We start from the raw sequence: 22,525 nt of genomic DNA on the forward strand, positions 1-22,525 counted from the left end.
TCAACCATAATAGAGCCATGTGCGGACGATTTGTTTTATTCACCTCCGAGCTCCTAGACCACGTGGGAAAGCTGCCTGGAATTAAAGAAGTCCACGCCCCCGATGGGGTGCCAGGACCTAGATACAATATTGCCCCGACGATGATGGTGCCCGTCATCCGCGTCCAAGAATCCCTAGCCCAAGTAGATCCGGGGCGGTGGGGGCTTTTGCCACACTGGAAAAAGGACCTCGAGGGGCCACCACTGTTTAATGCCCGCGGCGAAACTGTCGCCTCCAAGCCCTCGTTTCGGGATGCCTACAAAGGCACAAATGGATCTGGCAGGTGTGTGATTCCCATGAACGGTTATTACGAGTGGCATGAGAAAGTCCCGCATTATGTCACCCGCAGTGACGGGGAGCTGATGTGGGTAGCAGGGCTATGGGCAACCGGCCTAGACCGACTGTCAGCCACCATGGTGACCACCGAAGCCCTAGAACCCATGGATTGGCTGCATAACCGACTTCCACGCTTTTTAACCGAAGAAGAGATCCGCCCGTGGCTTACAGGGGACATGGATGAGCAACTTTTGCAGCCGACGCCAAAGCAGCTGCGGGAGCTATTTGACGTACGCCCGGTGGATAAAGCAGTGGGCAATGTGAAAAATGATTATCCAGAGTTAATTGCTCAAAGTTAGTTGGCTAAAGGTGGCATCGCAAAGCGCTGCAAGCGAAGCGGGAGAAATCTCTAGCTCTAGCCCTCTGCGGCCCGCGGAGACATAAATCGTGTCATGGTCTTGCGCACTGGAATCAATAGCCGTAGCAAGCTTCTTTCTCTGCCCCAACGGGCTGATACCGCCGGGGACATAGCCGGTGGAGCGCTGCGCCTTCGCCGTTTCCGCCATGGCTGCTTTGGGCACGCCGAAAGCCTTCGCCGCGCGCTTGAGGTTGAGCTTTTCTGGCACCGGAATACAGCAGACGGCTAACTTGCCGGTGGATAATTCAATAACCAGGGTTTTGAAAATACGTGCGGGATCTCCACCCATGGAATGGGCTGCATCCTCGCCAAAATTGCTGGAACCGGCATCAAAAGTATGGATGGTGTGGTCGATACCGGAATCTGCCACTACCTGTAGCGCTGGAGTTTTTGCCATGAGGTTAGAATAGTGAAGATGGCTGCCAATACTACAAGGAGGACGCCAGTGGCTGATTCTTTCGAGGAACAAGCGCTCCCGCTGCTTGATCAGCTCTACGGTGGCGCCCTGCGCATGACCAGGAATCCGCAGGATGCAGAGGACCTGGTTCAGGAAACCTACCTGAAGGCTTTCAACGCTTTCGACTCCTATAAACAGGGAACGAACCTCAAAGCCTGGTTGTACCGGATTATGACCAATACCTATATCAACTCCTACCGGAAAGCTAAGCGGCGCCCCACGGAGTCTTCTGCAGATGAGCTGACAGATTTTCAGCTTTATACCACCTCCGGCCATGACTCGACGGGCCTCGAATCAGCGGAAGTTGCGGCCTTGAAGTCCATGCCGAACCAGACGGTGTCGGAGGCCATGAATGACTTGCCGGAGGACTACCGGATGGTGGTCTACTACGCCGATGTTGTCGGTTTAGCCTACAAAGAAATCGCTGACGTAATGGAAACTCCTTTGGGAACCGTGATGAGCCGGCTTCATAGGGGAAGAAAATTACTGCGAAAGGCGTTGAAGGATGTAGCCCGTGAACAAGGAATTGGAATAGGACACCCGGATATGGAGGACAACTAATGTCGAAAGAAGATCACTCGCGGTGCAGCTCCGAAGAAATAGAGCGACTGTGCTGCGAACTTCTAGATAATTGCACCTCTGAGCAAAGAGCTGAAGAGATTCGCGCTCGCATTTCGGAGTGCTCGTGTTGTTCCTCGCGCCTGGACTCGGAAGAGACCGTTCGCCAGATTGTTAAAGGCTGCGACGAGTCAACGCATGCGCCAGAGACGCTGCGGAAAAAGATCAGTTACCAAATTCACATGTCACAAACAACGGTGCATTGGCAGGGCTAGGCCTGCTTCGCCGTAGTACCCGCGCTGGCGCTGCGTCCTAGCGTGCCTAAAGCCTAGGTGCTAAAGATATCTCGGGGGAGTGGGGCGTGTGGAAAGCTTTACATGCCTATTTCTTTTTCTCGCGCTAGCGTTTCTTTCTGCGGGTATATAAACCCACCTTGTTTCAGATCGTCAAAGACCCCGTCAAATTAATGACGGGGTCTTTGAGGGCTTGTCTTATGAGTTAGGACGCTTGCCGCGGTTAGCGGACTTCTTACGGCGATCCTTACGCTTACGACCACGCTTGCTCATCGCATACTCCTTATATTGAGGTCAAATGAACTTCTGTTTACTTTAGCGGCAAAGAACGCCGGGACATAAATTGGGGTGGGTATCTCTTACGCGGAGATACGGGTGCGGCCGCGGCCGCGGTTGCGGCGACGCTTGAGTGCGCGACGCTCTTCTTCAGACAGTCCGCCCCAAACACCAGCGTCCTGACCGGATTCCAGGGCCCACTTCATGCACTGGGTTGCAACAGGGCAACGGTTGCAGACAAGCTTTGCTTTTGCGATCTGGGAAAGTGCAGGGCCGGAATTTCCTACTGGGAAGAACAGTTCTGGGTCTTCATCTCGGCATACTGCTTCGTGGCGCCAATCCATGGTTAATGCTCCTAACTAGTTTTTAAAAGACAGCGGTTTCACGCGTTGCGCGCAGGCAACGCAAAAGTGTTCGTGGTTTGTGCCAAGAGGCGGTGAGTCAGTGGGAATCAGGTTCGCGTCGCTCGACCGCGCTATTTACTTGGCGTTAACTCCGGGCTTACCCAAAGTTAGGAACTGTTAAACAGTTCGTTGTTTTTGCTACTTGGAAATAATCGCACGTTTCCCTACCGTTGGCTAGGGGTAAAGGTCAAATTGTGACTAACCTAACGCTTATCGCCCCTGGTGACTTAAGAATATTAACCAACTTAGGGTTGACTTACTTAAACCCTCGGGCGGATAACCTGCAGTTTTTAGAAAACACACGTGAGTGTACTTTCGTGGTGTGCGTCAAATCGCATGTGGGGAAGGGGGTGGATGTTGGTTAACCACCGCGCACCAAACCAAAGTATGATGTGGCGCGTGAGCCAAAGGAATAAAAAGCAAGTGACAAAGGGGCCAACCCCACCGCCATCGATCCTCTACGCGGCGATTCTAGCCTCGCTGCAGTCGTTAGTAGCGATCGTCTTTGGGGCATTTCTCATGGTGCGTGATTTTACGGGGGCGGAAAATGACTCGATGGTGACATCGACAAGCACTGCCTCGCACGTGGGCACTGGAACCGCCATCTTCATCTTCATCATCTTTGGATTTGTCATCGCCTCATCCTGGGCGATGACGCGCGGCAAGCGATGGGGACGCGGTGCCATCGTGCTTGTGGAATTCATCCTCGGCGCGAGCTCTTTCCAGATGATGACTGGCGGATCCATCCTCTTGGGAATTGTCACCTTAGTATCCGCCATTTTGACCGTATTTTTGATCTTTGGCGTGAAAAGCTCCGGCGAATGGTTCGCGCTTAACTACTAGTTAACGCCACCAGTTCGCCGTCGCGGGCTTCCACAATATTGCCATCAGCAATAGCGAGATAGACATCGCCGGCATAACCTTCGCGGTCCACGGGGATGCTGCGTTGGACATCACCGGTGGTCCAATCGATAACATCAATGCCTTCGCGGGTGGGGACTAAGGCCTTGTCCCCAGCAGATACTCCCGTGCCAATGGCTTGTTCAATAACCTGCGTAACGCGTAGGGCAGTCGGGGTAAACAGATATAGACGCTCGCCATCGAACCACGTCATGTGGTGTGGCAAATCAGCGGTCGCAGCCGCAAAAGGCGATGCCGAGTCACGGATTTTTGCAGAGGGGGCGACATCCGTGCGTGAGGTTTCCTGGCCTTCATCGTTATAGGAGATGATCGCGGGCCTTTCACCTGGCACATATACTGCTGCGGCGGATTGTCCAACGGCAACAAGACGTGCCCCATCACCGTCGATGGTGACTTCTTGCGTTAATTCCGGCTCGCGGGAGTCTTCCGGAGTAGTCGTTTGAAAGCGCAAATGATCTACTTGGTTGTTTCCGGGGCATGATTCGGAGACGACCAGCAGTTCTGTACGCGTGAGTGCTGAGTTAATCGTGCATTCTTCATGCGGTTGCAAATCGGGTTCTTGCTTGGCTTCAACATCGCCATACTCGACCGTGCGCACCAAATCAGAGCGCCATAAATCCACGCGGTCAGAAGATACCGTGCCCACGCGGTCATTAGACGAGATCGCAATGACTTCATCAGAGTTATTCGCGCTGCGGGTATGGGCATAGTGGCCAGTCGCGGCGTCAATGGCGACCACATCACCGCAGCCGCGGCCGTTGCGGAAAGTAATGACCACGCGATTCCACGCCGTGGCTAAAGAACAAATCTCCACGTTATCGCGGCTATAGGTCCATGCTGTGGAACCATCTGGATTAGTTGCGGTAACAGTGTGCGCATCATTGCTAATGAGCAAACCTTGAGAAACCACTGGTTTATACACCCCAGGCGCACCATCATGTGGCACCCGGAATGCTTCTTCCAAGGAGTTGGGGACAGAGTTTAAAAGCTCTGCTTGGTGTTCAGCGCCAGGAGGTGACACTGGGTTTAAAGACGCATGCGAAATATCCGATTTTGCAACGCTTAGTCCCACCGCGGCAGCGGTAACCGCCGCGATAACACCAACTGTGAGCCAATCAGCGCGCGTTCGGCGCAGTATGGGGGCTTTCATCGGCGGCGACCACCACCGCCAACGCTTCCGCCAGCAACTTTGCGTGCAGGTCCCACAGCGTCTTGAGCTTCAGCCGGGATATCTAGCTTGTCGATGAATTCTTCTGAGGTACTAAACCACTGCGGCGGTTCAGGCTGACCCAGGTCTAATTCCGAGTCAATAGCCTGCCACTTGTGCAGCTCGTCGAAGCCAACCAAAGTAATGGCGGTTCCAAAATTACCCGCGCGGCCGGTGCGGCCAATGCGGTGGACATAAGTCATGGCGTCATCAGGTACCTGGTAGTTGATGACGTGAGTGACATCTTCAACATCAATGCCGCGGGATGCCACATCGGTGGCTACCAAGATTGGAACTGTGCCATCACGGAATCCCTGCAGGGCTTTCTCACGTGCTTGCTGGTGCAGATCTCCATGCACTGCACCAACATGAAAACCTAAGTCAGCTAATTCCTGCGCAGTTTGCGCCGCCGTGCGCTTAGTACGCGTAAAGACAATCGTGCGACCGCGGTCGGGTACTTGCAAGATTCTTGATAGCACCGGCAGCTTATCCATGCGGTGGGCTTGGAAAATTACTTGTCGCGTCGAAGCGTGGGTGGGCGCAGATGATTCTGAATCAGCACGAATATGCACCGGCTGCGTCATGAAAGTCCGCGCTAGGCGCACAATCGCGCCGGGCATCGTGGCCGAAAAGAGCATGGTTTGATGCGGAAAATCGCTCAAGGCCGCCAAAATCTTTTCGATATCGGGCATGAAGCCCAAATCCAGCATTTCATCGGCTTCATCGAGAACTAAGACGGAGACTTTATCAAGGCGTAAATCTTTGCGCTGATAGAGATCAAGCAACCGCCCTGGGGTGCCTACGACAACGTCGACTCCAGCGCGCAAAGTTGCCCGTTGTTCATCAAAGTCGCGGCCACCTAAAATCGTTGCCACGCGCACGGGAATTTGGGCCGCAGCGATAGCTAAATCATTAGCCACCTGGACCGCCAATTCACGGGTTGGAACAACCACTAAGCCGCGCGGCGATCCGTCCAGTTCAGGCACGTCAGCGGCATCAAAAACGCGGTCTAATAAAGGAACCCCGAAACCGTAGGTTTTACCCATGCCGGTGCGGGCTTGGCCGATCAAATCGGTGCCGGATAATGCGATCGGCAAAGTAAGTTCTTGGATGGCAAAGGTATGGGTAATACCTCGGGCCGCGAGCGCGTCGCAGATCTCTGCTGCAACACCCATGGCCGCAAAGGTCGGCGAAGTAGTGTTGTTAACTGACACACCTAGATACTATCTGTCGGGGTTATAGTGGGGCTAGTAAGTGAAAAAGATAGGAGAAATTTTTATGGATATTAAGTTCGGTTTCGCTGATACTGCTCGTGAGCTTGTCATTCGTGTGGCAGGTGAGCAGGACGGTTACCTGCAGCAAATTAATGAGGCACTTGCTAATGACTCGAATGTTGAAATCGAGGATGAAAAGGGCAAGAAGTTCATCGTGCGCACCGACCGCGTTGTCTACGTCGAGGTGGGTAGCACCAGCCAGCGCCAGGTTGGTTTCGCCGGCGTATAAGATCCCGGTAACCTAAGGCACATGAATTCTTCTAGGCCCAATCTTTCCCGCGCGTCACAGCGTCTAGAAGCCAACCCTGTTGTCCAAAAAATTGTGCATTTCGCTGAAGAATTTGGATGGTGGCGAGTTGTTGCCATCCCAATTCTGGCGGTGTTGACGGTTTGGGTCCTAGTAGATATTGCGGTGGATAAGCCGGCAGCCAATTTGCAGCCGGCTACTGATGCCACCTCGGTGCAAACTTCGCAGCAGGCTGCGGAAGAAGAGCCTGAAGAAACCGGCCCGGATCCAGCAGAAGTTGATGCTGCAGTAGCAGCGGTGACCAATGCGCTTCCCGCCGGTGGGGCTTTTTCCGACGGTGGCGATGGCACCTTCCGCCCCGTTGGTACCCCTGGTCAAGACGTCGGGGAAGGACGCGAAATTATCGTCCGCTATTCCGTGGAAGTAGAAAACGGAATTGATACCACCCCTTATGGTGGAGACACTGCCTTTGCCACGATGGTCGATGCCACCTTGGCAGACCCACGCGGCTGGACAAAGGACAATCGCTATAAATTTGTCCACGTGCCGGCAGACTCTCGCCCGGATACCCGCATTCAGCTCACGTCTTTGTCGACTGCAGCGGAGCTATGCGGTGCGGAATTAGAGACGGAAACTTCCTGCCATACCCGTATTACTGGGGAATCGACGGTCTTGCTTAATGAAGCTCGCTGGGTGCGCGGTGCGCTTCCCTTTGAAGGCGACTTGGGTAATTACCGCCAATACTTGATTAACCACGAATTTGGCCATGCCATAGGCTATGCCGAGCACCAGGCTTGCGGTGGCGATAAAGAGTTAGCGCCAGTGATGATGCAGCAGACTTTGTCACTGAATAATGCTGAGTTGCTCAAGTTGTCTCCGGAAGAGGTCTATCCTGACGAAGACGTCACGTGTAATCCAAACCCGTGGCCTTATCCGCAAACCCAGTAGGAAGGAAAACTAATGGCACAAATTGCATCTCCGCAGCCTTCTGAGCAGGTTTTAAGTGCTTTTAACGCGAGCGTGAGCCAACCGGAGAAAATGTCCGGGGCTTGGGATTATGGGTGGCGCATGGGCGATGTAGTCTTTGCACGCGCGACCGATATCGCCGCTTGGTCAGCCAAGCTTCGTCTTAAGTTAGAAATTCCCGGAGCACGTGTGGTGCGCCCCATGCGCGCGACCGATGGCAGGTTTGTCGTCGGCGGTTGGAAAGCCAATCAGCATGTGCCCGGTGAGCTGAGCAAGCGTGTCGATGAAACCGCAGCGCTTGCTTTGCGCTGGGATGAAGTCATGCTGGAGCAGTCCGAGCAGGTGCTTGCGCGGGATGATGTATTCGCACAAGCTGAAGAAATTGCCTGGAAAGAAACTGGCGAAGGCTATCAAGAACTACCCGCCAATCGCCCTGTGGTCATAGGCCATGCAGATTTGCTGGGCACCACTATTTATTCCGGTTCTAAGTCACCTGCGATTGTCGACGTTATTCCCACGGCTGCACCGCGGCCGAAGGGCTACTCGGCGGCTCTAGTTATTGTTGATGGGCTCATCGCCGGTGCGTGTGATGACGGTATTTGCGATCGCTTTGCGCATGTTCCGTGCATCGACCAGCTGCTTTTGCGTGCTATTGCCTATCGCAGGCACGTTAATAACCTGCACCCGGAGTCGAAATCGTACACCCGTTCACATATTGAAAGGGTCGAAGAATATCTGTTGTCCCGTGTCAATGCGACAATGGGTGCATGAGTCTTGAGGGAAGCACCGATCTTGCCACGCGTTTAATCCCGCGTGAACAAAATATCACCCCGCGCACCTGGGATCTTTCCTTTCCCACCGCGGGTTCTTATGTGGTGAAAGGAACCGCTGGCTCGGGCCTGACCAGCTTTTTAGCAGATACTGTGCTGCACCAGATTGAGCTAGGGCAAAACCCCGATAGCATCCTGGTGGTTGCGGCATCGAAAGAATCTGGCTCGCGCCTGCGCGAAGATATCACCACACGCTTGGCAGCGTCGCAAGGTCAAGAATTTATTTCCGAATCCGCCATTGTGCGCTCGGTACACTCACTGGCCTTTGCTTTGCTGCGACAAGATAGCGACGAAGAAATTCGTCTGATTACTGGTGCTGAGCAAGACGCCGTTATCCGCGAGCTGCTAGAAGGGCATGTAGAAAATAATGCCGGCGATTGGCCAGCAGAGATTCGCCCCGCTTTGGGCTATGTCGGCTTTGCCCGCCAACTGCGTGACTTTTTATTGCGCGCCATCGAAAGGCAGCAAACCCCTGACTCGCTCATTGCCTTAGGCAATCAGCATAACCAGCCCATGTGGACTGCAGCCGGGCATTTCTTGCGTGAGTATGAGCAAGTCATGGCGCTATCCGGCATGCACTCTTATTCTGCAGCAGAGCTGGTTACCCAAGTGCTATTGCGCGAGCACCTGACGCAATCACATCCGTGGGAGACCATCGTGGTGGATGAGGCACAGCTTTTGGATCCCACCTCCGGGGAGCTGATTCGGCGTTTGGCAAAGACCGCCAAGCTTGTTGTTGTCGGCGGTGATCCCAACCAGGCGGTTTTTGCTTTCCGCGGTGCAACAACCGACTTTTTAGAAACCTTTCCAGCGCAGCACCAGATCGAGTTGTCTACGCCGCTGCGTAACCCCGAACCAGCGTGTGTGAGCATCGTTGATTCAGAGCGCACGCAACGCGACGTTTTGGCGGACTTTATTCGCCGCCGCCACTTGGATGACGGCGTGGCATGGAAAGACATCGCATGCATTGTACGCTCTTCGGGAGATTTAGGCCCGATTCGCCGCACCCTGCTGGCCGCTGGCGTGCCCGTACACATCAATCCCACCGATGTCGTCTTATCGGAACAACGTCTCGTTGCGGCGATTTTATTGGCCGTGCGGGCGCTTGAGGAACCACTGGATAATAAAGACTTAGAAGAACTTTTAACGGGGCCCATCGGTGGTGCTGACCCAGTTGGCTTGCGCCGCTTGATTCGTGCGTTGCGCCGCTGGAACCCAGAAGCCCGCGGTATGGATATGTTGCGGGAGATTCTTGCGAGCGAAGTAATCGAAGAGTCTTTGCAAGAAGTTCTCAACAACTATGAAACCGCGACCTTAGAGCGCATCATCGGCATCTTAAATAGCGGCCGCGAAGTTCTTAAACACAATGGCTCGCCGGAAGAAGTGCTGTGGGCGATTTGGCACAAGACCGAGCTGGCTAACCGTCTGCGCAACTCGTCGCTGCGCGGTGGCGCTACAGGTTCACAAGCAGACCGTGACTTAGATGCCATGATGAGCCTTTTTGACGCCGCAGGTGACTACTCAGAGCGCCGCCCCGGCGCAGAACTTAGTGCCTTTATCAACCACATCACCGAGCAAGTATTACCCACCGGAGTACGCGATAGGCGCACGGCCGTGCCGGATGCCGTCAGCATTCTCACTGCCCATGGTGCGGTCGGCAGAGAATTTAACACCGTGGCCGTCGTTGGCGCCCAAGAAGGCGCCTGGCCAGCGTTGGGGGAGACCGGCACTATCTTTGCCCAAGAAGAACTCATTGACCTAGTGGATTTGGGCATCGATCCAAATATTCCCGTTAATAACATCGCAGACCGCCTGCATGAAGAACGCCGTCTATTCCACGTTGCCACCACGCGGCACACTTCACGCATGCTGTTGGTAGCAATTGATAATCCAGATGGTGATGAAGTCGCTGAACCATCACGCTTTATCGATGAATTCGCTAATCGTGCAGGGCATGCTCGCAATATCCCGGAGCAGTTGCAGCGACTGGCACGGCAAGAAACGTTCCGTAAGCAATTGTTTGCTCGGGAGATGGGGTTAGAACCGCCAGCGACCGTTGAGATACACGAACCTGACAAAGAAATCGACCCGCTGCAAGTATCCGTGTTATCGGTGTCGTCATTTATTGCCCAGATGCGCACGGTGGTCGGGAACCCTCAAGCAACTGAGGCGGCACGCGCACAAGCTGCCCGGCAACTTGCACGTTTGGCCGAAGCCGGTGTGCCAGGTGCTGACCCTGAGCAGTGGTGGGCAACCCAGACGATCTCGGAAGAAAAGCCCTTAAATAACAATCCCCGGCTGAGCCCCTCGCGCATCGAAGCACTATTGAAATGCCCGTTGAACGCGATGTTGAAAGATACCGCAGATAACACCAGCGATACTTACCACTTGGTGCGTGGCAACCTGGCTCACGCATACATGGAAGCACTGGGACGTGGAGCTGATGAGGAACTAGCGCGCCGGGAAACCGTCGAGGCATTCTCGAAGGTTCAGACCTCGCCGTCGTGGAAACGCGCGCAGGAGCGTGAAGAGTTTGAACGGTTATTGCTGCGTACCAACCAGTGGATTCAAGAAACCCGCGGAGTGCTAGAGCTCGTGGACGTGGAAGTGCGCGTGGATGTGGAAACCGAGCCAGGGGTGCGCATTACCGGTTATATGGACCGTCTGGAGCGTGCCGTCGGCGAGAATGGCGAGCACGGTGGCCTGCGTGTTATTGACTTAAAGACGGGCGCGTATAAGCCCTCTGATGAAGAGACTTCTGCGCACCCGCAGCTAATGGCCTATCAACTGGTGCTTGCTCACGGTGAACTGCGCCAGGTTGACGGTTTCACCCGGGTAGTTTCCTCGCAGCAGGGAGAAGAACGCGATGGCGCGACCTTGGTATATCCGGGTGTGGATACGAAGAAGATTGGCACAGCAGAACAGGCACGCAAAGAAGATGAGGAGCTGGCAGAGTTCGCAGCGCAGCTCCCGCCGTTGCTGGAGGAATTAGCTGGCCCGCGGGTAACCGCCAGGATCAGTTCTGAGTGTGATCGCTGCCCACTGAAACCCATTTGCCCGGTGCAAGCCGAAGGAAAGGTGACTACTGATGTCAACGCCTAATTTTTCTCCCGCGGATATTGCCGCGGCAGTCGGCAAAAAGTTTGCGCCGACCGATGAACAAGCTCAGGTCATTGCTGGTGGACTCGGCCCGAAGTTGGTGACTGCGGGCGCAGGCGCCGGAAAGACCGAAACCATGGCATCACGCGTGGTGTCTTTGGTCGCGAACGGATTGGTGCGCCCCGAACAAGTACTAGGCCTGACTTTCACTCGCAAGGCTGCACAGCAGCTGGAACAGCGCATCCGCAAATCCTTGATTCAACTGCGCGATACGGGATTATTTGCCCCAGGCAGTGAGGTAGCGAAGTCTTTAGAGTCCATTGCGCCGAAGGTATCTACCTATGACTCTTATGCGGGTGAATTGGTGCGCGAATATGGTTTGTACCTGCCGGTTGAGCCCAGCGCGCGGCTGATTACTGATGCTGAGCGTTTCGCGATTGCCCATGAGATAGTCAGCAACTTCGAGGGTGAGATGACCACGAAGACCTCGGTGGCAACCGTGGCGCAGACCGTGCTGAAGCTCGCGGACAACATGGGCAATGTGCTCATGAGTGAAGAAGATATCCGCGAGCATGCACGGATTATGCTCAGCGATGCCACGGAGCTGCCGAAAGCGCGTAAGAGTGGCCCGGAGTTTTCTCAAGAATTACAAAAGATTCTCGATGTGCAAAGAATTCGCGTGGAGTATCTGGAGCTTGTTGCTGCGGTGCAAGCAGAACAGCATGTTCAAGGTGTAGTCAGCTTCGGCGAGCAGATGTCTTTTGCGGCGCGCGTAGCTGCCGCAAACCCAGGCATTGGTGCGATTCAACGCCAGCGCTACCGCGTGGTCATGCTTGATGAATATCAGGACACCTCACACTCGCAGCGTGTGTTATTGCGCAGCCTCTTTGGAGGATCTGCGCACCCGAATCTTTCCGTTACTGCCGTCGGTGACCCGATGCAGGCAATTTATGGCTGGCGTGGTGCGACCACCGAGAACCTCAACGAGTTTGTGCGGGACTTTCCCGTAAGCGATTCCACGCCGGCGCCACAAGATCAGCTGACGGTGTCATGGCGTAATCCTTCCCGCGTGCTAGATTTAGCCAACGTTGTTGCAGATGACATCTTTGCCGGCGCTAATCCGCGGCCAGTCGATAGGCTCAGCGCGCGCCCAGGCGCCGACGACGGCGATGTGCAGCTGGGATATTTTGAAAGCCAAGAAAAAGAACGCGAATTCGTTGCGCGTCATATGCGCGCAATCTATGACAAAACCCAAGAAAATAAAGAGCCTTTAAGCGCGGCTGTCTTAGTTCGCACCAACCGCCATGCAGCCGAGATCGCACGCCACTTGGAAGCAGAAGGCGTGCCTTATGAAATCGTTGGCCTAGGTGGCCTTCTGTGGGAACCAGAGATACAAGACCTAGTCGCACTGGCAACGATGCTGGTGCGCCCGCAAGACTCTGCTGCAGCACTGCGTATCTTGGCCGGTCCGCTATGTGGGCTGGGCATGTCGGATATTTTGGCGTTGCGCCAGCGCGTAGACAATATGACAGGCGCATCGGATGAACGCGTCGTGTACACCCCTGGCGATGACCCGCTGGAGCACTTACGCGCGCAGCTGCACCAGCAAGTAGCTAGTGCCACCACACACCGTCCTGAGCAGGTGTTGGGTTTAGCTGATGCCGTGGCCGATATGGGGGAGGCGGAGCGCTATACCGAAGAGGGACGAGGGCGCATCGAAAAGCTTGCGTCAAAGCTGCGCCACCTGCGTACCTATTCTTTGGGCAAATCCTTAGCTGACCTATTTTCTGATATCGAAGCTATCTTCAATCTGCGCACCGAAGTGCTGTCACGAAACCGTGCTGGTGGTGTAACGCATCTGGATAAATTTGCCGATATTGTTGCCGGTTATCAAGGAGATAGTCTCGGCGGCTTGCTGGACTTCCTTGACCTTGCGCGTGAACATGAAGATGGTCTGGATCCCGGTGAAGTCCCGGCTGTGGATGACCGCGTGCTGGTGCTTACCGTGCACAAGTCCAAGGGCTTGGAATGGGAGCATGTCTGTGTCCTGCATGCGGATTCGACGACCTATGGCGCCAAAGCGAATTCTTTCATCACCAAGGTCGAGCAGGTTCCCTCTGATGAGGATGTGATTGAACCAGAGCCGCAGTATGATAAAAATGGCGATGAGAAACCGGTAACACGCACGGATTATGGCAAAGCCGCGAAGGCTTTGGACAAGCAGTACAAAGACGCCAACGCGGAGGAATCCGCGCGGCTGTTTTATGTGGCCATGACGCGTACGGAAAAGTCCTTGACCGTCACCGGCGGTGGCACCAATAGCTACAAGGCTGGCCATGGATCGAAGAAGGGGCCGTATGTTTATCTCGAGATGTTGGCGGAGAAATTCCCTGACCTCGTAGTGGAATGGAATGTCCCTGAAGACCCTGCTGATGAGGCTGCTGATACGGCGATGGATGCAGCGAAGTTTCCCTTCTTGCAGCCGACCCCAGAAGCACTTGCGGGCGCGCTGCTTGTCGATGCCGCTAAGCAGGAACTGCCAAAGGCGCAATCCGGTGAGGAATTTGGGCTATGGGAAAGCGATGCTACCGCACTGATTGAAGAACACCGTGCGCTGACCACCCCGGTGATTGAAGTAACCATGCCCAGTGAGCTCACGGCATCTGATGTGGTGAGTTTGTCCACTGACCCGGAGGAGTTTGCGCGCCGGCGGCGCCGCCCTGTGCCTTTTAAACCAAATTCTTATGCCAAGCGCGGTACGGCCTTTCACTCGTGGCTGGAAGAACGCTTTGGCATGGAAGCTTTGCTGGAAGAAGATGAACTGCCAGGAACCGGCGAAGTGCCAATTGCTGATGTTGAAGCTTTGAAGGAGAAATTCCTTGAATCGGCGTGGGCGGATCGCACACCGTATGCCGTGGAGACGCCATTTCGTTTTAACTCCGGTGGGCAGATTCTCAACGGCCGTATGGATGCAGTCTTTAAAGAAGAAGATGGCTCCTGGTTTGTGGTGGACTGGAAAACTGGCCGGCCACCACAGGGTCGCGACATGGACAATGCGGCGTTGCAGCTGGCTATCTACCGTGAAGCGTGGCGCCGAATTGTTGCCGATGGCCAACCGATTCGCGCTGGGTTTCACTATGTGGCGGATAATTTTACCTTTGAGCCGCGGAATCTTCCCGACGGTGATGCACTTGCGCGGCTGTTTTCAACGGTGGCCACAAAGTAGGTATATGCTTATCAGTCTTAATGGCTTCTCGCACGCAGAAAGGAAGGCGTCGGAGGGTTATGGCACAACGAGTGAAGCGGATGAAAAACCGTATCGTCGATAAGTTTCGACCTGGGGTAGAGCTCTCCTCGCAGCCAGACCATGCGCTGATTGATGTCATCACGGTGCCGCGTAATCTTGCGGCCAGTCCGTGGCGAAAATTAGCCATGCGCCTGTTGTGGGCTTTTGGGCTTTTATTCTTTGTCAGCCTGGTGGTCTATTTCGACCGGGGTGGCTATAGCGAAGACTTAACGCTTATTGACGCGGCATATTATTCGGCGGTTTCGCTCACCACGGTGGGCTATGGCGATATTGTGCCCGTCACCCAGGAAGCCCGCTTGGTTAACCTATTGGTTATTACCCCGGCCCGCCTGGCCTTCCTGGTGTTATTGGTCGGTGCGACTTTGTCGGTGTTGACTGATCATGCTCGCCGTACATTCCAGATTTCACGTTGGAGAAGAACTTTGCGTAACCACACTGTTGTTATCGGTTATGGCACCAAGGGCGCTGGCTCAGTTGCCGCATTGCTTGCCGATGGCATTTCACCGGCTCAAATTGTCGTCGTTGACCAAAATCGCGCGGCCCTTGCCCATGCTGAACATCATGGACTGGTGACTGTCTTTGGCTCGGGTACGAAAAATGACGTGCTCAAAATCGCAGGCGTCGCGCATGCGAAAGCAGTAGTAGTGACCCCCTCTACGGATGATACGGCGGTGCTGTGTACCTTGGCGGTGCGCGAGCTCGCTCCATCGGCGAAGATTGTGGCTTCGGTCCGCGAATCCGCGAACCGGCATCTGTTGCTGCAATCCGGTGCTGATTCGGTTGTTACCTCTGCAGAAACCGCAGGACGCCTTCTCGGTCTTGCCACGGTCACACCGACGGTGGTGGAGATGATGGAAGACCTGCTCTCCCCTAACGAAGGCTTCTCAGTCGCGGAGCGCCCAGTGCGTGAATATGAGGTGGGCTCGAATCCGCGCCACCTGGTTGATATCGTGCTGGCGGTCTTGCGTAATGGGGAATTGATTCGCGTTGATACCGCGGGTGCTTCGGCGATTAAACCGGGTGACCGTTTGCTCTATATCAAGCATGAGACGGAAGACCCTTCTGAGATTTTGGATGATGAGTAGATGTTTGTTCCGGTTACTGAACAAGGCCTCGTGCCGGTTGATAGTACTGGCAAACCGATCTTGTTGGATGCTCCAGCCGGGGAGATGACCGTGCGGGTGTCCAAGTCTCCTGAGTTGTGGGCGTGCGCGATTTCAGAAGACCACGCTCGAAGTTTAGGAACATTGGTATCAGCGCGTGCCTTCTTCGGGGATCGGCTCATGACCCGTGCCATCGGCATGATGAAGTATCGCTATTTGCACCGCTTTGATGCGGTCACAGGGCAGCGTCTGGAATTTCCGGATACTGGCGTGGTTGGCCATCCCGAACAGCGTCCCGGCATGCTATTTCCCCGACTTGATCCGGCAGTGATCACGCGGGTGCACCATCCTGAAAAAGATGCGATTTTGATGGGGCGTGACAAGAAACGACCGAAGAATTTCTCGATCATTGCTGGGTATGTCGACATTGGTGAGTCTTTGGAAGATGCCGCTGCGCGCGAAGTCAAAGAGGAAACAGGGTTTGATGTCCAGGACGTGCGATACGTTGGTTCGCAGCCCTGGGTTTTATCTGGTTCTTTGATGGTTGGCTTTAGCGCGGTGGCAACGAAAGAGTCTTTGGAAAACCCCGGACCCCGCGATGGGGAATTGGTTGAAGTCCGTTGGGTGGACAAGACTGAGATTGATAAGTTGAATCTGCCAGGCCCAGGTTCAATTGCGCACAGGTTATTAGAGGAGTGGTATTCGCAGTGAGTTCCTTCGAGTTAGATTTGGAGGCGCTGGATGATGACCAGCGCGTTGCTGCAACCGCACCCCGGGGACCGGTGTGCATTCTAGCTGGCGCGGGAACCGGTAAGACCCGCACCATCACCTACCGGATCGCGCATCTTGTGGATCAAGGGTTCGTCTCCCCGCAGCGCGTATTGGCCGTGACCTTTACCTCGAAAGCAGCAGGCGAGATGCGCGACCGCTTGCTGTCGATGGGGGTTACTGGCGTCCAAGCACGCACCTTCCACGCGGCTGCATTGCGCCAGCTGCGGTATTTCTGGCCGCAGGTGGCAGGCGATCTGCCATGGCGTTTGGTGGATAATAAATTCCCCATCGTCTCACGCGCTGTGCGCAATGTCGGCATGGATCCGTCTAAGGAAACCGTGCGCGATATCTTAAGTGAAATTGAGTGGGCAAAGGCGTCGTTGATTTCTGCCGATGGCTATGTCGAAGCCTTAAAAGCGCACGACCGCATCGCGCCTAAAGACCCAGTGAAAGTAGCGAAGGTCTATCAGCGCTATGAAGAGTTCAAATCCCAACCCGATGGGATGTTATTAGACTTTGATGACCTGCTCATCCACGTCGCGGGCGCTTTAGAAAATGCTCCCGCGGTCGCGGAAGAATTTCGCCAGCAGTACCGTACCTTTGTCGTCGATGAGTACCAGGACGTCACGCCCTTGCAGCAGCGCGTACTCAACGCGTGGTTAGGCGAGCGCGATGACTTAACAGTAGTGGGTGATGCCAACCAGACGATTTATTCTTTTACCGGCGCATCGCCTGATTTCCTGTTGGATTTTTCCAAGACTTATGACAATGCCACCGTGGTTAAGCTGCAACGTGACTACCGCTCGACACCACAAGTAACCGACCTTGCGAACACGGTTATTGATAAGGCCGTCGGACGCGCTGCAGGCACACGCTTGCGCCTGGAAGGTATGCGTGACCCGGGTCCTGTGCCGAAGTTCCACGCTTATGAGTCAGAAGAGATTGAGGCGAAAGAAGTCGCCGGAGAAATTCTCACCCTGCTAAATCAAGGCGTTGCTGCGAGTGAGATCGCGATCTTATATCGCACCAATTTCCAGTCGGCGGTCTTTGAAGAAGCACTTGCTGATGCCGGCATCGTCTACCAAGTCCGTGGTGGAGATGGCTTTTTTCATCGACAAGAAATCATTGAAGCAACCCGCGCGCTGCATCGCGCTGCTCGCCGTACAGACCTGCCCAATGACCCAGTCGCTATTGCCAAAGCAGCGTTTATGGAAATCGGGCTGTCTTCAGCTGAGCCCGAAGGCGCCCAGGCACGTGAGCGTTGGCAGTCGCTGAGCGCGCTGGTGGATCTGATCTCTACCATCGTGCGCGACCAACCCGGCATTGATCTGCCCGGGGTGATTGTGGATCTGCAACGCCGTGCGAGCAATAAACAAGCCCCGACCATGGAAGGCGTGACCTTATCAACCCTGCACGCAGCCAAGGGCTTGGAGTGGGACGCAGTATTCCTCGTGGGTCTGACCGAAAAGCTTTTGCCCATTAATCAGGCCATTAAAGCCCAAGATGATCGTGGTGATGATGAAGCCATTGAGGAAGAACGCCGCCTGTTTTATGTCGGCATCACCCGCGCGCGTATCCACCTGTTGTGCTCCTGGGCGCTGGCGAAGACCACCGGCTCGCGCGCATCCAGGCAGCGCACGCGCTTTCTCGACGGCGTGGTGCCAGAGCTTGGCGATGCCTCCGCGCACACCTCCCGAGCCTCCCGCCCGAAACGCTGCCGCGTGTGCAATGGCTATCTCAATGCACCCGCCGACAAAGTGCTGGGCCGGCACGAGACTTGTGAATCTTTAGCTGATGAAGAGGTCTTTACTGCCTTGCGCCAGTGGCGTGCGCGGGTGGCCAAGGATATCGGTAAGCCAGCCTATGTTGTCTTTACTGACGCAACCTTGCTGTCGATGGCTGAATCCTTGCCATCCGATAAGAATGGCTTGCTGTCTATCTCCGGCGTTGGCCCTGCCAAGATGGAACAATACGGCGATGAAGTCTTAGAAGTGATCTCTTCAGTACGCAGCTAAGTGCGTACCTCGTTGGGCACTCAGGCTTGGAAACAGGCTGGGCACTGTTCGTGCGCGCCCACTAGCTGGTGCTGGGATTTGCCGTAGATATCGATATCAAAAAGCTCCCCGGCATAAAAGCGCTTGTGCGGCGCGCCGGGCGGAAAAGGCCGGCCTGTTAGCCAATCAATAATGACCGCTGCTTGCGCGGTTACCGCCGCGAGCACTTGGTCATTAGGGGTGATGATGGTCTCTTCTAATTGTTCGGTAATGACTGCCCAGCGCGGGTCAAAAGCCGCGCGGTGAAGTTCAAAGCACAAAGGACATGGCCCTTTGCCTTTTAAGTGCAAGGGCCCGATAAACCCGCGTGAGTCCACTATCGAAATAGGCATCCACGAACACGTCTTGGGCAATGAATACAAGGCCGCGGCAACCTTCGGCGTCCGATACAACTGGTCAACGGCTATGACGACCGTGTCATCTTCCATGGTGGATAGATACACGCCCAGTGATTCCCAATCCAGCGGTGAGCGCACACCCAAACCGCGGTCAAAGCACATTGTGCGGATAGATTGCGCCAGTGGAGAATCTCCTAAAATCACCACCCGCGGGGGAGCGGTTTCCAGGTGCATGATCCGGTACTCCACCAAATCATGCAGCAAGCTGCGTGCCGCCAACATGGACATGCCCCCAGCGGCGAAAGCACGCTCCCACTGATACCTGGTGCGCGCGCCCTGGTGCTGTCCTGCACGCAAGATTTCTACTAAACTTTCAGCGTTGTGTGATTCGATGATGCCCGCGCGCGTGGAGTCTAACCCAAACTGAATATGGGTTTCATCGCGTAAAAATATGCCAATATCGGTGCTGAGAAAATACCGCGCACGCTCACTGATATCTACTGTCATCATGTCTTACCCCCGTTTAAACTTCAGTCTGCCACGAAGTGGAAAAGGGCGCAGGATAATATTGATTGCTATGTCGAGTAGTTCTGAAATGCCCGTCAAGGTCATCCGCTCCACCAGGCGCAAGCGCACGGTGGCTGGACGCATCAATAGCGGAGTTTTAGAAGTGCGGATTCCGGGCTGGATGAATCAGCGTGAAGAAGCCGAAGCCGTTGCTGACATGCTATCGCGGGTGGCTAAACGCACCACAACGCAGCATGCTTCAGATGAACAGTTGGCTCAGCGCGCACATGAGCTCAACGCTAAGTATTTAGACAATCGGGCAACCGTCGGCTCGATTCGGTGGGTGAGTAATCAAAACACTCGTTGGGGCAGTACGACGCTGGCAACAGGGGATATCCGTATCTCTGACCGGCTACAGAAGGTGCCGGATTATGTTCTGGATTCGGTCATCATTCACGAACTTACGCACACGTTTATCTCCGGGCACCCCAAAGAGTTTTGGGACTGGGCCGATAGGGCACCAAAAGCAGAGCGCGCAAAGGGCTACCTTGAGGCCTTCGCGCGCTTTGGTCACACCGAGGAAGATTAATTACTTCTCATCGGAGTCAGAACCGGAGTCAGAATCAGAATCGGATTCGCCGTCCTTCTTATCTTTATCCTCTGCGTCTTGAGCCTTCTTGGTCTCTTCGTCTTCGCTTACGCCAGTGTCACCGCTGCGCAGCATTTCTTCGAGCTTGGCAAACTCGGCATCAAAGTCATCCGAGGGGGCATCGTCAAGCAAGCCGTCAATAAAGGCAGCAGGGTTTTCCAAGTGCTCTGCAGCAGGCAGAAGGTCTGGGTGGTCCCAGACGTGGTCACGCTTGTCCACGCCAACAGCGATGGTGGAGCGGCGCCACAACTCTGCTGCGGCTTCAACCTTTGGCGCACCAAATTCGATCCCGACAACCTTGGCGAAAGCCTTTTCCGCAGAGCCGCCAGAGTTACGTCGGTTCTGCCATGCGCGTGCCATCGCTGGAGTAGAAGGAATACGTGAGCTAAGTGCCTCATTGACGACGTACTCCACCCAGCCTTCTACTAGCGCCAGCAGGGTTTCCAGGCGTGCGACGGCAGAAGCATTCCGGGAGGTAATCCGGGGGCTTAAGTCCATGCCTTGCAGCTTGCCGATGGCATCTTGAATCGCCTGTGGATCACCAGATTCCAAGTTGAGCTCACGGGTTGCTTCCTCAATATGGGAAGTATCAATCTCCAAGCCCATGGCGTATTCCTCAACGGAGGAGACTAGGCGTTCTACCAACCATGGAACGTGCTTGAACAGGCGCTGGCGGGCGGCCTCACGCGCTGCGATGTAAACCAGAATCTCTTGGCTTGGCACCTTCAAATCACGCGCGATGGACTGAATATTGTGCGGCAAAATTGCGGTAATTCCCGTGGGCGCGACCGGCAACCCAAAGTCTGAGCCAGTCAGAGCTTGGCGGGCCAAATCGCCTAAAGCATGACCTAATTGCATGCCGAAATTCATGCCTGACATCTGCGTCATCATATTGGCGATAGGGCCCATCATCTCACGGGCTTCTTCAGGCATGGACTCTAATTGCGCATCCGCCATGTGCTGGGCAACAGGGGAGACCATGCGCTTCCACATCGGCATGGACTTATCCAGCCAGGTCTGCGCATTCCAAGCTTCTGTCGATGCAGACGCCGTAGGCAGCGTGGTGTGCTCGTCTAACCACAGTTCCGCTAAGCGCACGGATTCTTCGACCGCGCGCGTATCTTCAGCGCTAATGGCCTTTTCAGAACCTAATTGCTGGCGTGCAATGCGCTCCGCCATCTCATAATTAACCGGGCCTGAGCCCTCCGGCGAATTCATGGAACTGCCCATGCCAGATAGCATGGCGCCGAACTGATTCAGCATATCGCCTAAGCCACCGCCACCGGCTCCGCCAAAGTTAAAACCGAATGGGTTGTTATTGCGATTGTTTTCGTCGTCGTCATCATTGTTGAATGAAAAACCGAATCCATTACTCATACTCCCAATGTACCCAGTGTGAGGTGGATATCTCCATGGTGATAGCTACGCTGACAGCGAACAAGGGTAGGGTATTTTGGCGTGAGTACACCGTCGAACCGTCGATTAACCACCTTGGCCTTGGGTGCTGTGCCCATCGTTGTGCTGGGTGGGTTAATGAGCATTGACCACATTCCCGGCACCGATATTTCTCTCACCGTGCCATATGCTGCCCAAGGACCAGGGCCCACCGTGGATACTTTGTCGAGTGTGGAAGGCAAGGATGTCGTAGAAATCTCCGGCGCCGAAACCTATGACACCTCCGGCCAGTTAAACATGACCACGGTGGCTGTTCGCACGAATATGTCGCTGTCCCAGGCCATTGGCCGGTGGCTGACAACCAATGACACCATCGTGCCCCTGGAAACTGTCATTCCAACCGGGACCTCTTCTGAAGAAATGCAGGAAGCCAACCAGCAGGCCTTTGTGCAATCAGAGGCAGCGGCCACCGTTACCGCGATGAATTACCTGGACATTCCCGTCCACGTAGTCGTCGCAGGCGTTATGGATGATTCCGCGGCTGTCGATAGGGTCAAGCCCGAGGACGTGGTTCTCGCAGTAGATGGCACAGAAGTATCCGAGCCTGCCGAGGTGCAAGAACTCATCCGCGCCAAAGCGCCTGGCGATGAGGTCACGTTGACCCTGGAAAACAACGGCCAAGAGCGCGAAGAAACCATTACTTTGGGTGAACACCCCCACGATTCCAAAATCCCGCTGCTGGGTGTGACCATGTCCTCTGCACCGCGCGATGGCATGAATGTCACCTATAACCTGCAAGACGTCGGCGGGCCTTCTGCAGGCATGATGTTTTCTTTGGCTGTCATTGACAAACTCACCGAGGACGACCTCACCGAAGGACACTTTGTGGCAGGTACCGGCACGATTTCTGAAGATGGCACCGTTGGACCCATCGGCGGTATTGAGCACAAAGTCGAAGCCTCCCAAGAGGCAGGAGCTGAACTATTCCTAGCCCCAGCCGCCAACTGTGAGGCAGCCACCAGCCGCGATCACGGCGACATGGTCATTGCCTCCGTTGAGACCCTCGACGATGCCATCCACGCCATCGAAGACTTCGCCAGCGGGGCAGAGGTTAAGACCTGCGCGGAATAGTCTTC

At 55.0% G+C, this 22,525-nt stretch carries 20 protein-coding genes; 13 read left to right on the forward strand and 7 right to left on the reverse strand.

What is annotated here, in order from left to right; translation table 11 throughout:
* Positions 1-17 precede the first annotated feature (17 nt).
* Positions 18-674: an SOS response-associated peptidase gene (locus tag C5Y44_RS10425; protein WP_105324874.1), complete on the forward strand. Its 657-nt coding sequence runs from the start codon at positions 18-20 to the stop codon at positions 672-674.
* On the opposite strand, the gene ybaK is transcribed toward C5Y44_RS10425, so the two are convergent.
* The gene (gene ybaK / locus C5Y44_RS10430; RefSeq protein ID WP_105324875.1) at positions 657-1,130 is read right to left on the reverse strand and encodes a Cys-tRNA(Pro) deacylase; all 474 of its coding nucleotides are present in this window, start codon (positions 1,128-1,130) and stop codon (positions 657-659) included. The two genes, C5Y44_RS10425 and ybaK, sit on opposite strands and share 18 nt — an antisense overlap.
* Before the next feature lie 18 nt (positions 1,131-1,148).
* On the opposite strand from ybaK, the gene C5Y44_RS10435 reads away from it, so the two are divergent.
* On the forward strand, positions 1,149-1,751 hold the full coding sequence (locus C5Y44_RS10435) for a sigma-70 family RNA polymerase sigma factor (RefSeq protein ID WP_066836820.1): 603 nt from the start codon (positions 1,149-1,151) through the stop codon (positions 1,749-1,751).
* A 488-nt stretch (positions 1,752-2,239) separates the two neighbouring features.
* Here the strand turns inward: C5Y44_RS10435 and C5Y44_RS13615 are convergent, their stop codons facing one another.
* Both C5Y44_RS13615 and C5Y44_RS10445 read right to left on the reverse strand, forming a co-directional pair.
* Positions 2,240-2,314, reverse strand: coding sequence for a 50S ribosomal protein bL37 (locus C5Y44_RS13615; RefSeq protein ID WP_095066802.1), 75 nt, complete (start codon positions 2,312-2,314; stop codon positions 2,240-2,242).
* An 86-nt stretch (positions 2,315-2,400) separates the two neighbouring features.
* Complete coding sequence (locus C5Y44_RS10445; protein WP_066795645.1) at positions 2,401-2,661, reverse strand: WhiB family transcriptional regulator; 261 nt, start codon at positions 2,659-2,661, stop codon at positions 2,401-2,403.
* A 483-nt stretch (positions 2,662-3,144) separates the two neighbouring features.
* Here C5Y44_RS10445 and C5Y44_RS10450 point away from each other — a divergent pair, with 483 nt between their 5' ends.
* A complete protein-coding gene (locus C5Y44_RS10450) occupies positions 3,145-3,564 on the forward strand; it encodes a hypothetical protein (protein WP_233189954.1) in 420 nt (139 codons plus the stop codon).
* Here the strand turns inward: C5Y44_RS10450 and C5Y44_RS10455 are convergent.
* Entirely contained in the window at positions 3,554-4,792 is a 1,239-nt protein-coding gene (locus C5Y44_RS10455; RefSeq protein WP_105324877.1) for a hypothetical protein, read from the reverse strand. The genes C5Y44_RS10450 and C5Y44_RS10455 overlap by 11 nt on opposite strands.
* Positions 4,789-6,024 (reverse strand): DEAD/DEAH box helicase, encoded by a 1,236-nt coding sequence (locus C5Y44_RS10460; protein ID WP_105324937.1) that lies wholly within the window; start codon positions 6,022-6,024, stop codon positions 4,789-4,791. Before C5Y44_RS10460 ends, C5Y44_RS10455 begins: the two co-directional genes overlap by 4 nt.
* Positions 6,025-6,127: 103 nt before the next feature.
* On the opposite strand from C5Y44_RS10460, the gene C5Y44_RS10465 reads away from it, so the two are divergent.
* From C5Y44_RS10465 to C5Y44_RS10500, 8 genes are read left to right on the forward strand one after another with little or no spacing between them, the layout of a single operon-like run.
* Positions 6,128-6,352 carry a DUF3107 domain-containing protein gene (locus tag C5Y44_RS10465; protein ID WP_105324878.1) on the forward strand — a complete coding sequence of 75 codons (225 nt, stop codon included), beginning with the start codon at positions 6,128-6,130 and terminating at the stop codon, positions 6,350-6,352.
* Between the two features lie 21 nt (positions 6,353-6,373).
* The gene (locus C5Y44_RS10470; protein WP_105324879.1) at positions 6,374-7,318 is read left to right on the forward strand and encodes a DUF3152 domain-containing protein; all 945 of its coding nucleotides are present in this window, start codon (positions 6,374-6,376) and stop codon (positions 7,316-7,318) included.
* 12 nt (positions 7,319-7,330) lie between these two features.
* Complete coding sequence (locus tag C5Y44_RS10475; RefSeq protein ID WP_105324880.1) at positions 7,331-8,107, forward strand: hypothetical protein; 777 nt, start codon at positions 7,331-7,333, stop codon at positions 8,105-8,107.
* Positions 8,104-11,268 carry an ATP-dependent DNA helicase gene (locus C5Y44_RS10480; RefSeq protein ID WP_105324881.1) on the forward strand — a complete coding sequence of 1,055 codons (3,165 nt, stop codon included), beginning with the start codon at positions 8,104-8,106 and terminating at the stop codon, positions 11,266-11,268. The genes C5Y44_RS10475 and C5Y44_RS10480 overlap by 4 nt, the downstream gene beginning before the upstream one ends.
* Complete coding sequence (locus C5Y44_RS10485) at positions 11,255-14,491, forward strand: ATP-dependent helicase (RefSeq protein ID WP_105324882.1); 3,237 nt, start codon at positions 11,255-11,257, stop codon at positions 14,489-14,491. Before C5Y44_RS10480 ends, C5Y44_RS10485 begins: the two co-directional genes overlap by 14 nt.
* 59 nt (positions 14,492-14,550) lie before the next feature.
* Positions 14,551-15,657: a TrkA family potassium uptake protein gene (locus C5Y44_RS10490; protein WP_105324883.1), complete on the forward strand. Its 1,107-nt coding sequence runs from the start codon at positions 14,551-14,553 to the stop codon at positions 15,655-15,657.
* Positions 15,658-16,386 (forward strand): NAD(+) diphosphatase, encoded by a 729-nt coding sequence (locus C5Y44_RS10495; RefSeq protein ID WP_105324884.1) that lies wholly within the window; start codon positions 15,658-15,660, stop codon positions 16,384-16,386.
* Positions 16,383-18,461, forward strand: a complete 2,079-nt coding sequence (locus C5Y44_RS10500; protein WP_105324885.1) for an ATP-dependent DNA helicase UvrD2 — start codon at positions 16,383-16,385, stop codon at positions 18,459-18,461. The genes C5Y44_RS10495 and C5Y44_RS10500 overlap by 4 nt, the downstream gene beginning before the upstream one ends.
* 20 nt (positions 18,462-18,481) lie before the next feature.
* Here C5Y44_RS10500 and C5Y44_RS10505 read toward each other — a convergent pair whose 3' ends face one another.
* A complete protein-coding gene (locus tag C5Y44_RS10505; protein ID WP_105324886.1) occupies positions 18,482-19,348 on the reverse strand; it encodes a hypothetical protein in 867 nt (288 codons plus the stop codon).
* Between the two features lie 67 nt (positions 19,349-19,415).
* Between C5Y44_RS10505 and C5Y44_RS10510 the strand changes: the two genes are divergently transcribed.
* Positions 19,416-19,934: a M48 family metallopeptidase gene (locus tag C5Y44_RS10510; RefSeq protein ID WP_105324887.1), complete on the forward strand. Its 519-nt coding sequence runs from the start codon at positions 19,416-19,418 to the stop codon at positions 19,932-19,934.
* Here the strand turns inward: C5Y44_RS10510 and C5Y44_RS10515 are convergent, their stop codons facing one another.
* Positions 19,935-21,371 (reverse strand): zinc-dependent metalloprotease, encoded by a 1,437-nt coding sequence (locus tag C5Y44_RS10515; RefSeq protein ID WP_105324888.1) that lies wholly within the window; start codon positions 21,369-21,371, stop codon positions 19,935-19,937.
* Between the two features lie 81 nt (positions 21,372-21,452).
* On the opposite strand from C5Y44_RS10515, the gene C5Y44_RS10520 reads away from it, so the two are divergent.
* Positions 21,453-22,520 (forward strand): PDZ domain-containing protein, encoded by a 1,068-nt coding sequence (locus tag C5Y44_RS10520; protein ID WP_105324889.1) that lies wholly within the window; start codon positions 21,453-21,455, stop codon positions 22,518-22,520.
* The last annotated feature ends 5 nt before the right edge of the window (positions 22,521-22,525 follow it).

It is taken from the genome of Corynebacterium sp. J010B-136 (assembly GCF_002967075.1).
Lineage (GTDB): Bacteria > Actinomycetota > Actinomycetes > Mycobacteriales > Mycobacteriaceae > Corynebacterium.

Bases quoted from the DNA above. Each gene is read 5' to 3' on its own strand.
- C5Y44_RS10425 (WP_105324874.1), top strand. From the start codon at position 18: ATGTGCGGACGATTTGTTTTATTCACCTCCGAGCTCCTAGACCACGTG.
- C5Y44_RS10465 (WP_105324878.1), top strand. From the start codon at position 6,128: ATGGATATTAAGTTCGGTTTCGCTGATACTGCTCGTGAGCTTGTCATT.
- C5Y44_RS10460 (WP_105324937.1), bottom strand. From the start codon at position 6,024: ATGGGTGTTGCAGCAGAGATCTGCGACGCGCTCGCGGCCCGAGGTATT.
- C5Y44_RS10480 (WP_105324881.1), top strand. From the start codon at position 8,104: ATGAGTCTTGAGGGAAGCACCGATCTTGCCACGCGTTTAATCCCGCGT.
- C5Y44_RS10445 (WP_066795645.1), bottom strand. From the start codon at position 2,661: ATGGATTGGCGCCACGAAGCAGTATGCCGAGATGAAGACCCAGAACTG.
- C5Y44_RS10510 (WP_105324887.1), top strand. From the start codon at position 19,416: ATGTCGAGTAGTTCTGAAATGCCCGTCAAGGTCATCCGCTCCACCAGG.
- C5Y44_RS10435 (WP_066836820.1), top strand. From the start codon at position 1,149: ATGGCTGCCAATACTACAAGGAGGACGCCAGTGGCTGATTCTTTCGAG.
- C5Y44_RS10470 (WP_105324879.1), top strand. From the start codon at position 6,374: ATGAATTCTTCTAGGCCCAATCTTTCCCGCGCGTCACAGCGTCTAGAA.
- C5Y44_RS10455 (WP_105324877.1), bottom strand. From the start codon at position 4,792: ATGAAAGCCCCCATACTGCGCCGAACGCGCGCTGATTGGCTCACAGTT.
- C5Y44_RS10495 (WP_105324884.1), top strand. From the start codon at position 15,658: ATGTTTGTTCCGGTTACTGAACAAGGCCTCGTGCCGGTTGATAGTACT.
- ybaK (WP_105324875.1), bottom strand. From the start codon at position 1,130: ATGGCAAAAACTCCAGCGCTACAGGTAGTGGCAGATTCCGGTATCGAC.
- C5Y44_RS10505 (WP_105324886.1), bottom strand. From the start codon at position 19,348: ATGATGACAGTAGATATCAGTGAGCGTGCGCGGTATTTTCTCAGCACC.
- C5Y44_RS10490 (WP_105324883.1), top strand. From the start codon at position 14,551: ATGGCACAACGAGTGAAGCGGATGAAAAACCGTATCGTCGATAAGTTT.
- C5Y44_RS10475 (WP_105324880.1), top strand. From the start codon at position 7,331: ATGGCACAAATTGCATCTCCGCAGCCTTCTGAGCAGGTTTTAAGTGCT.
- C5Y44_RS10485 (WP_105324882.1), top strand. From the start codon at position 11,255: ATGTCAACGCCTAATTTTTCTCCCGCGGATATTGCCGCGGCAGTCGGC.
- C5Y44_RS10515 (WP_105324888.1), bottom strand. From the start codon at position 21,371: ATGAGTAATGGATTCGGTTTTTCATTCAACAATGATGACGACGACGAA.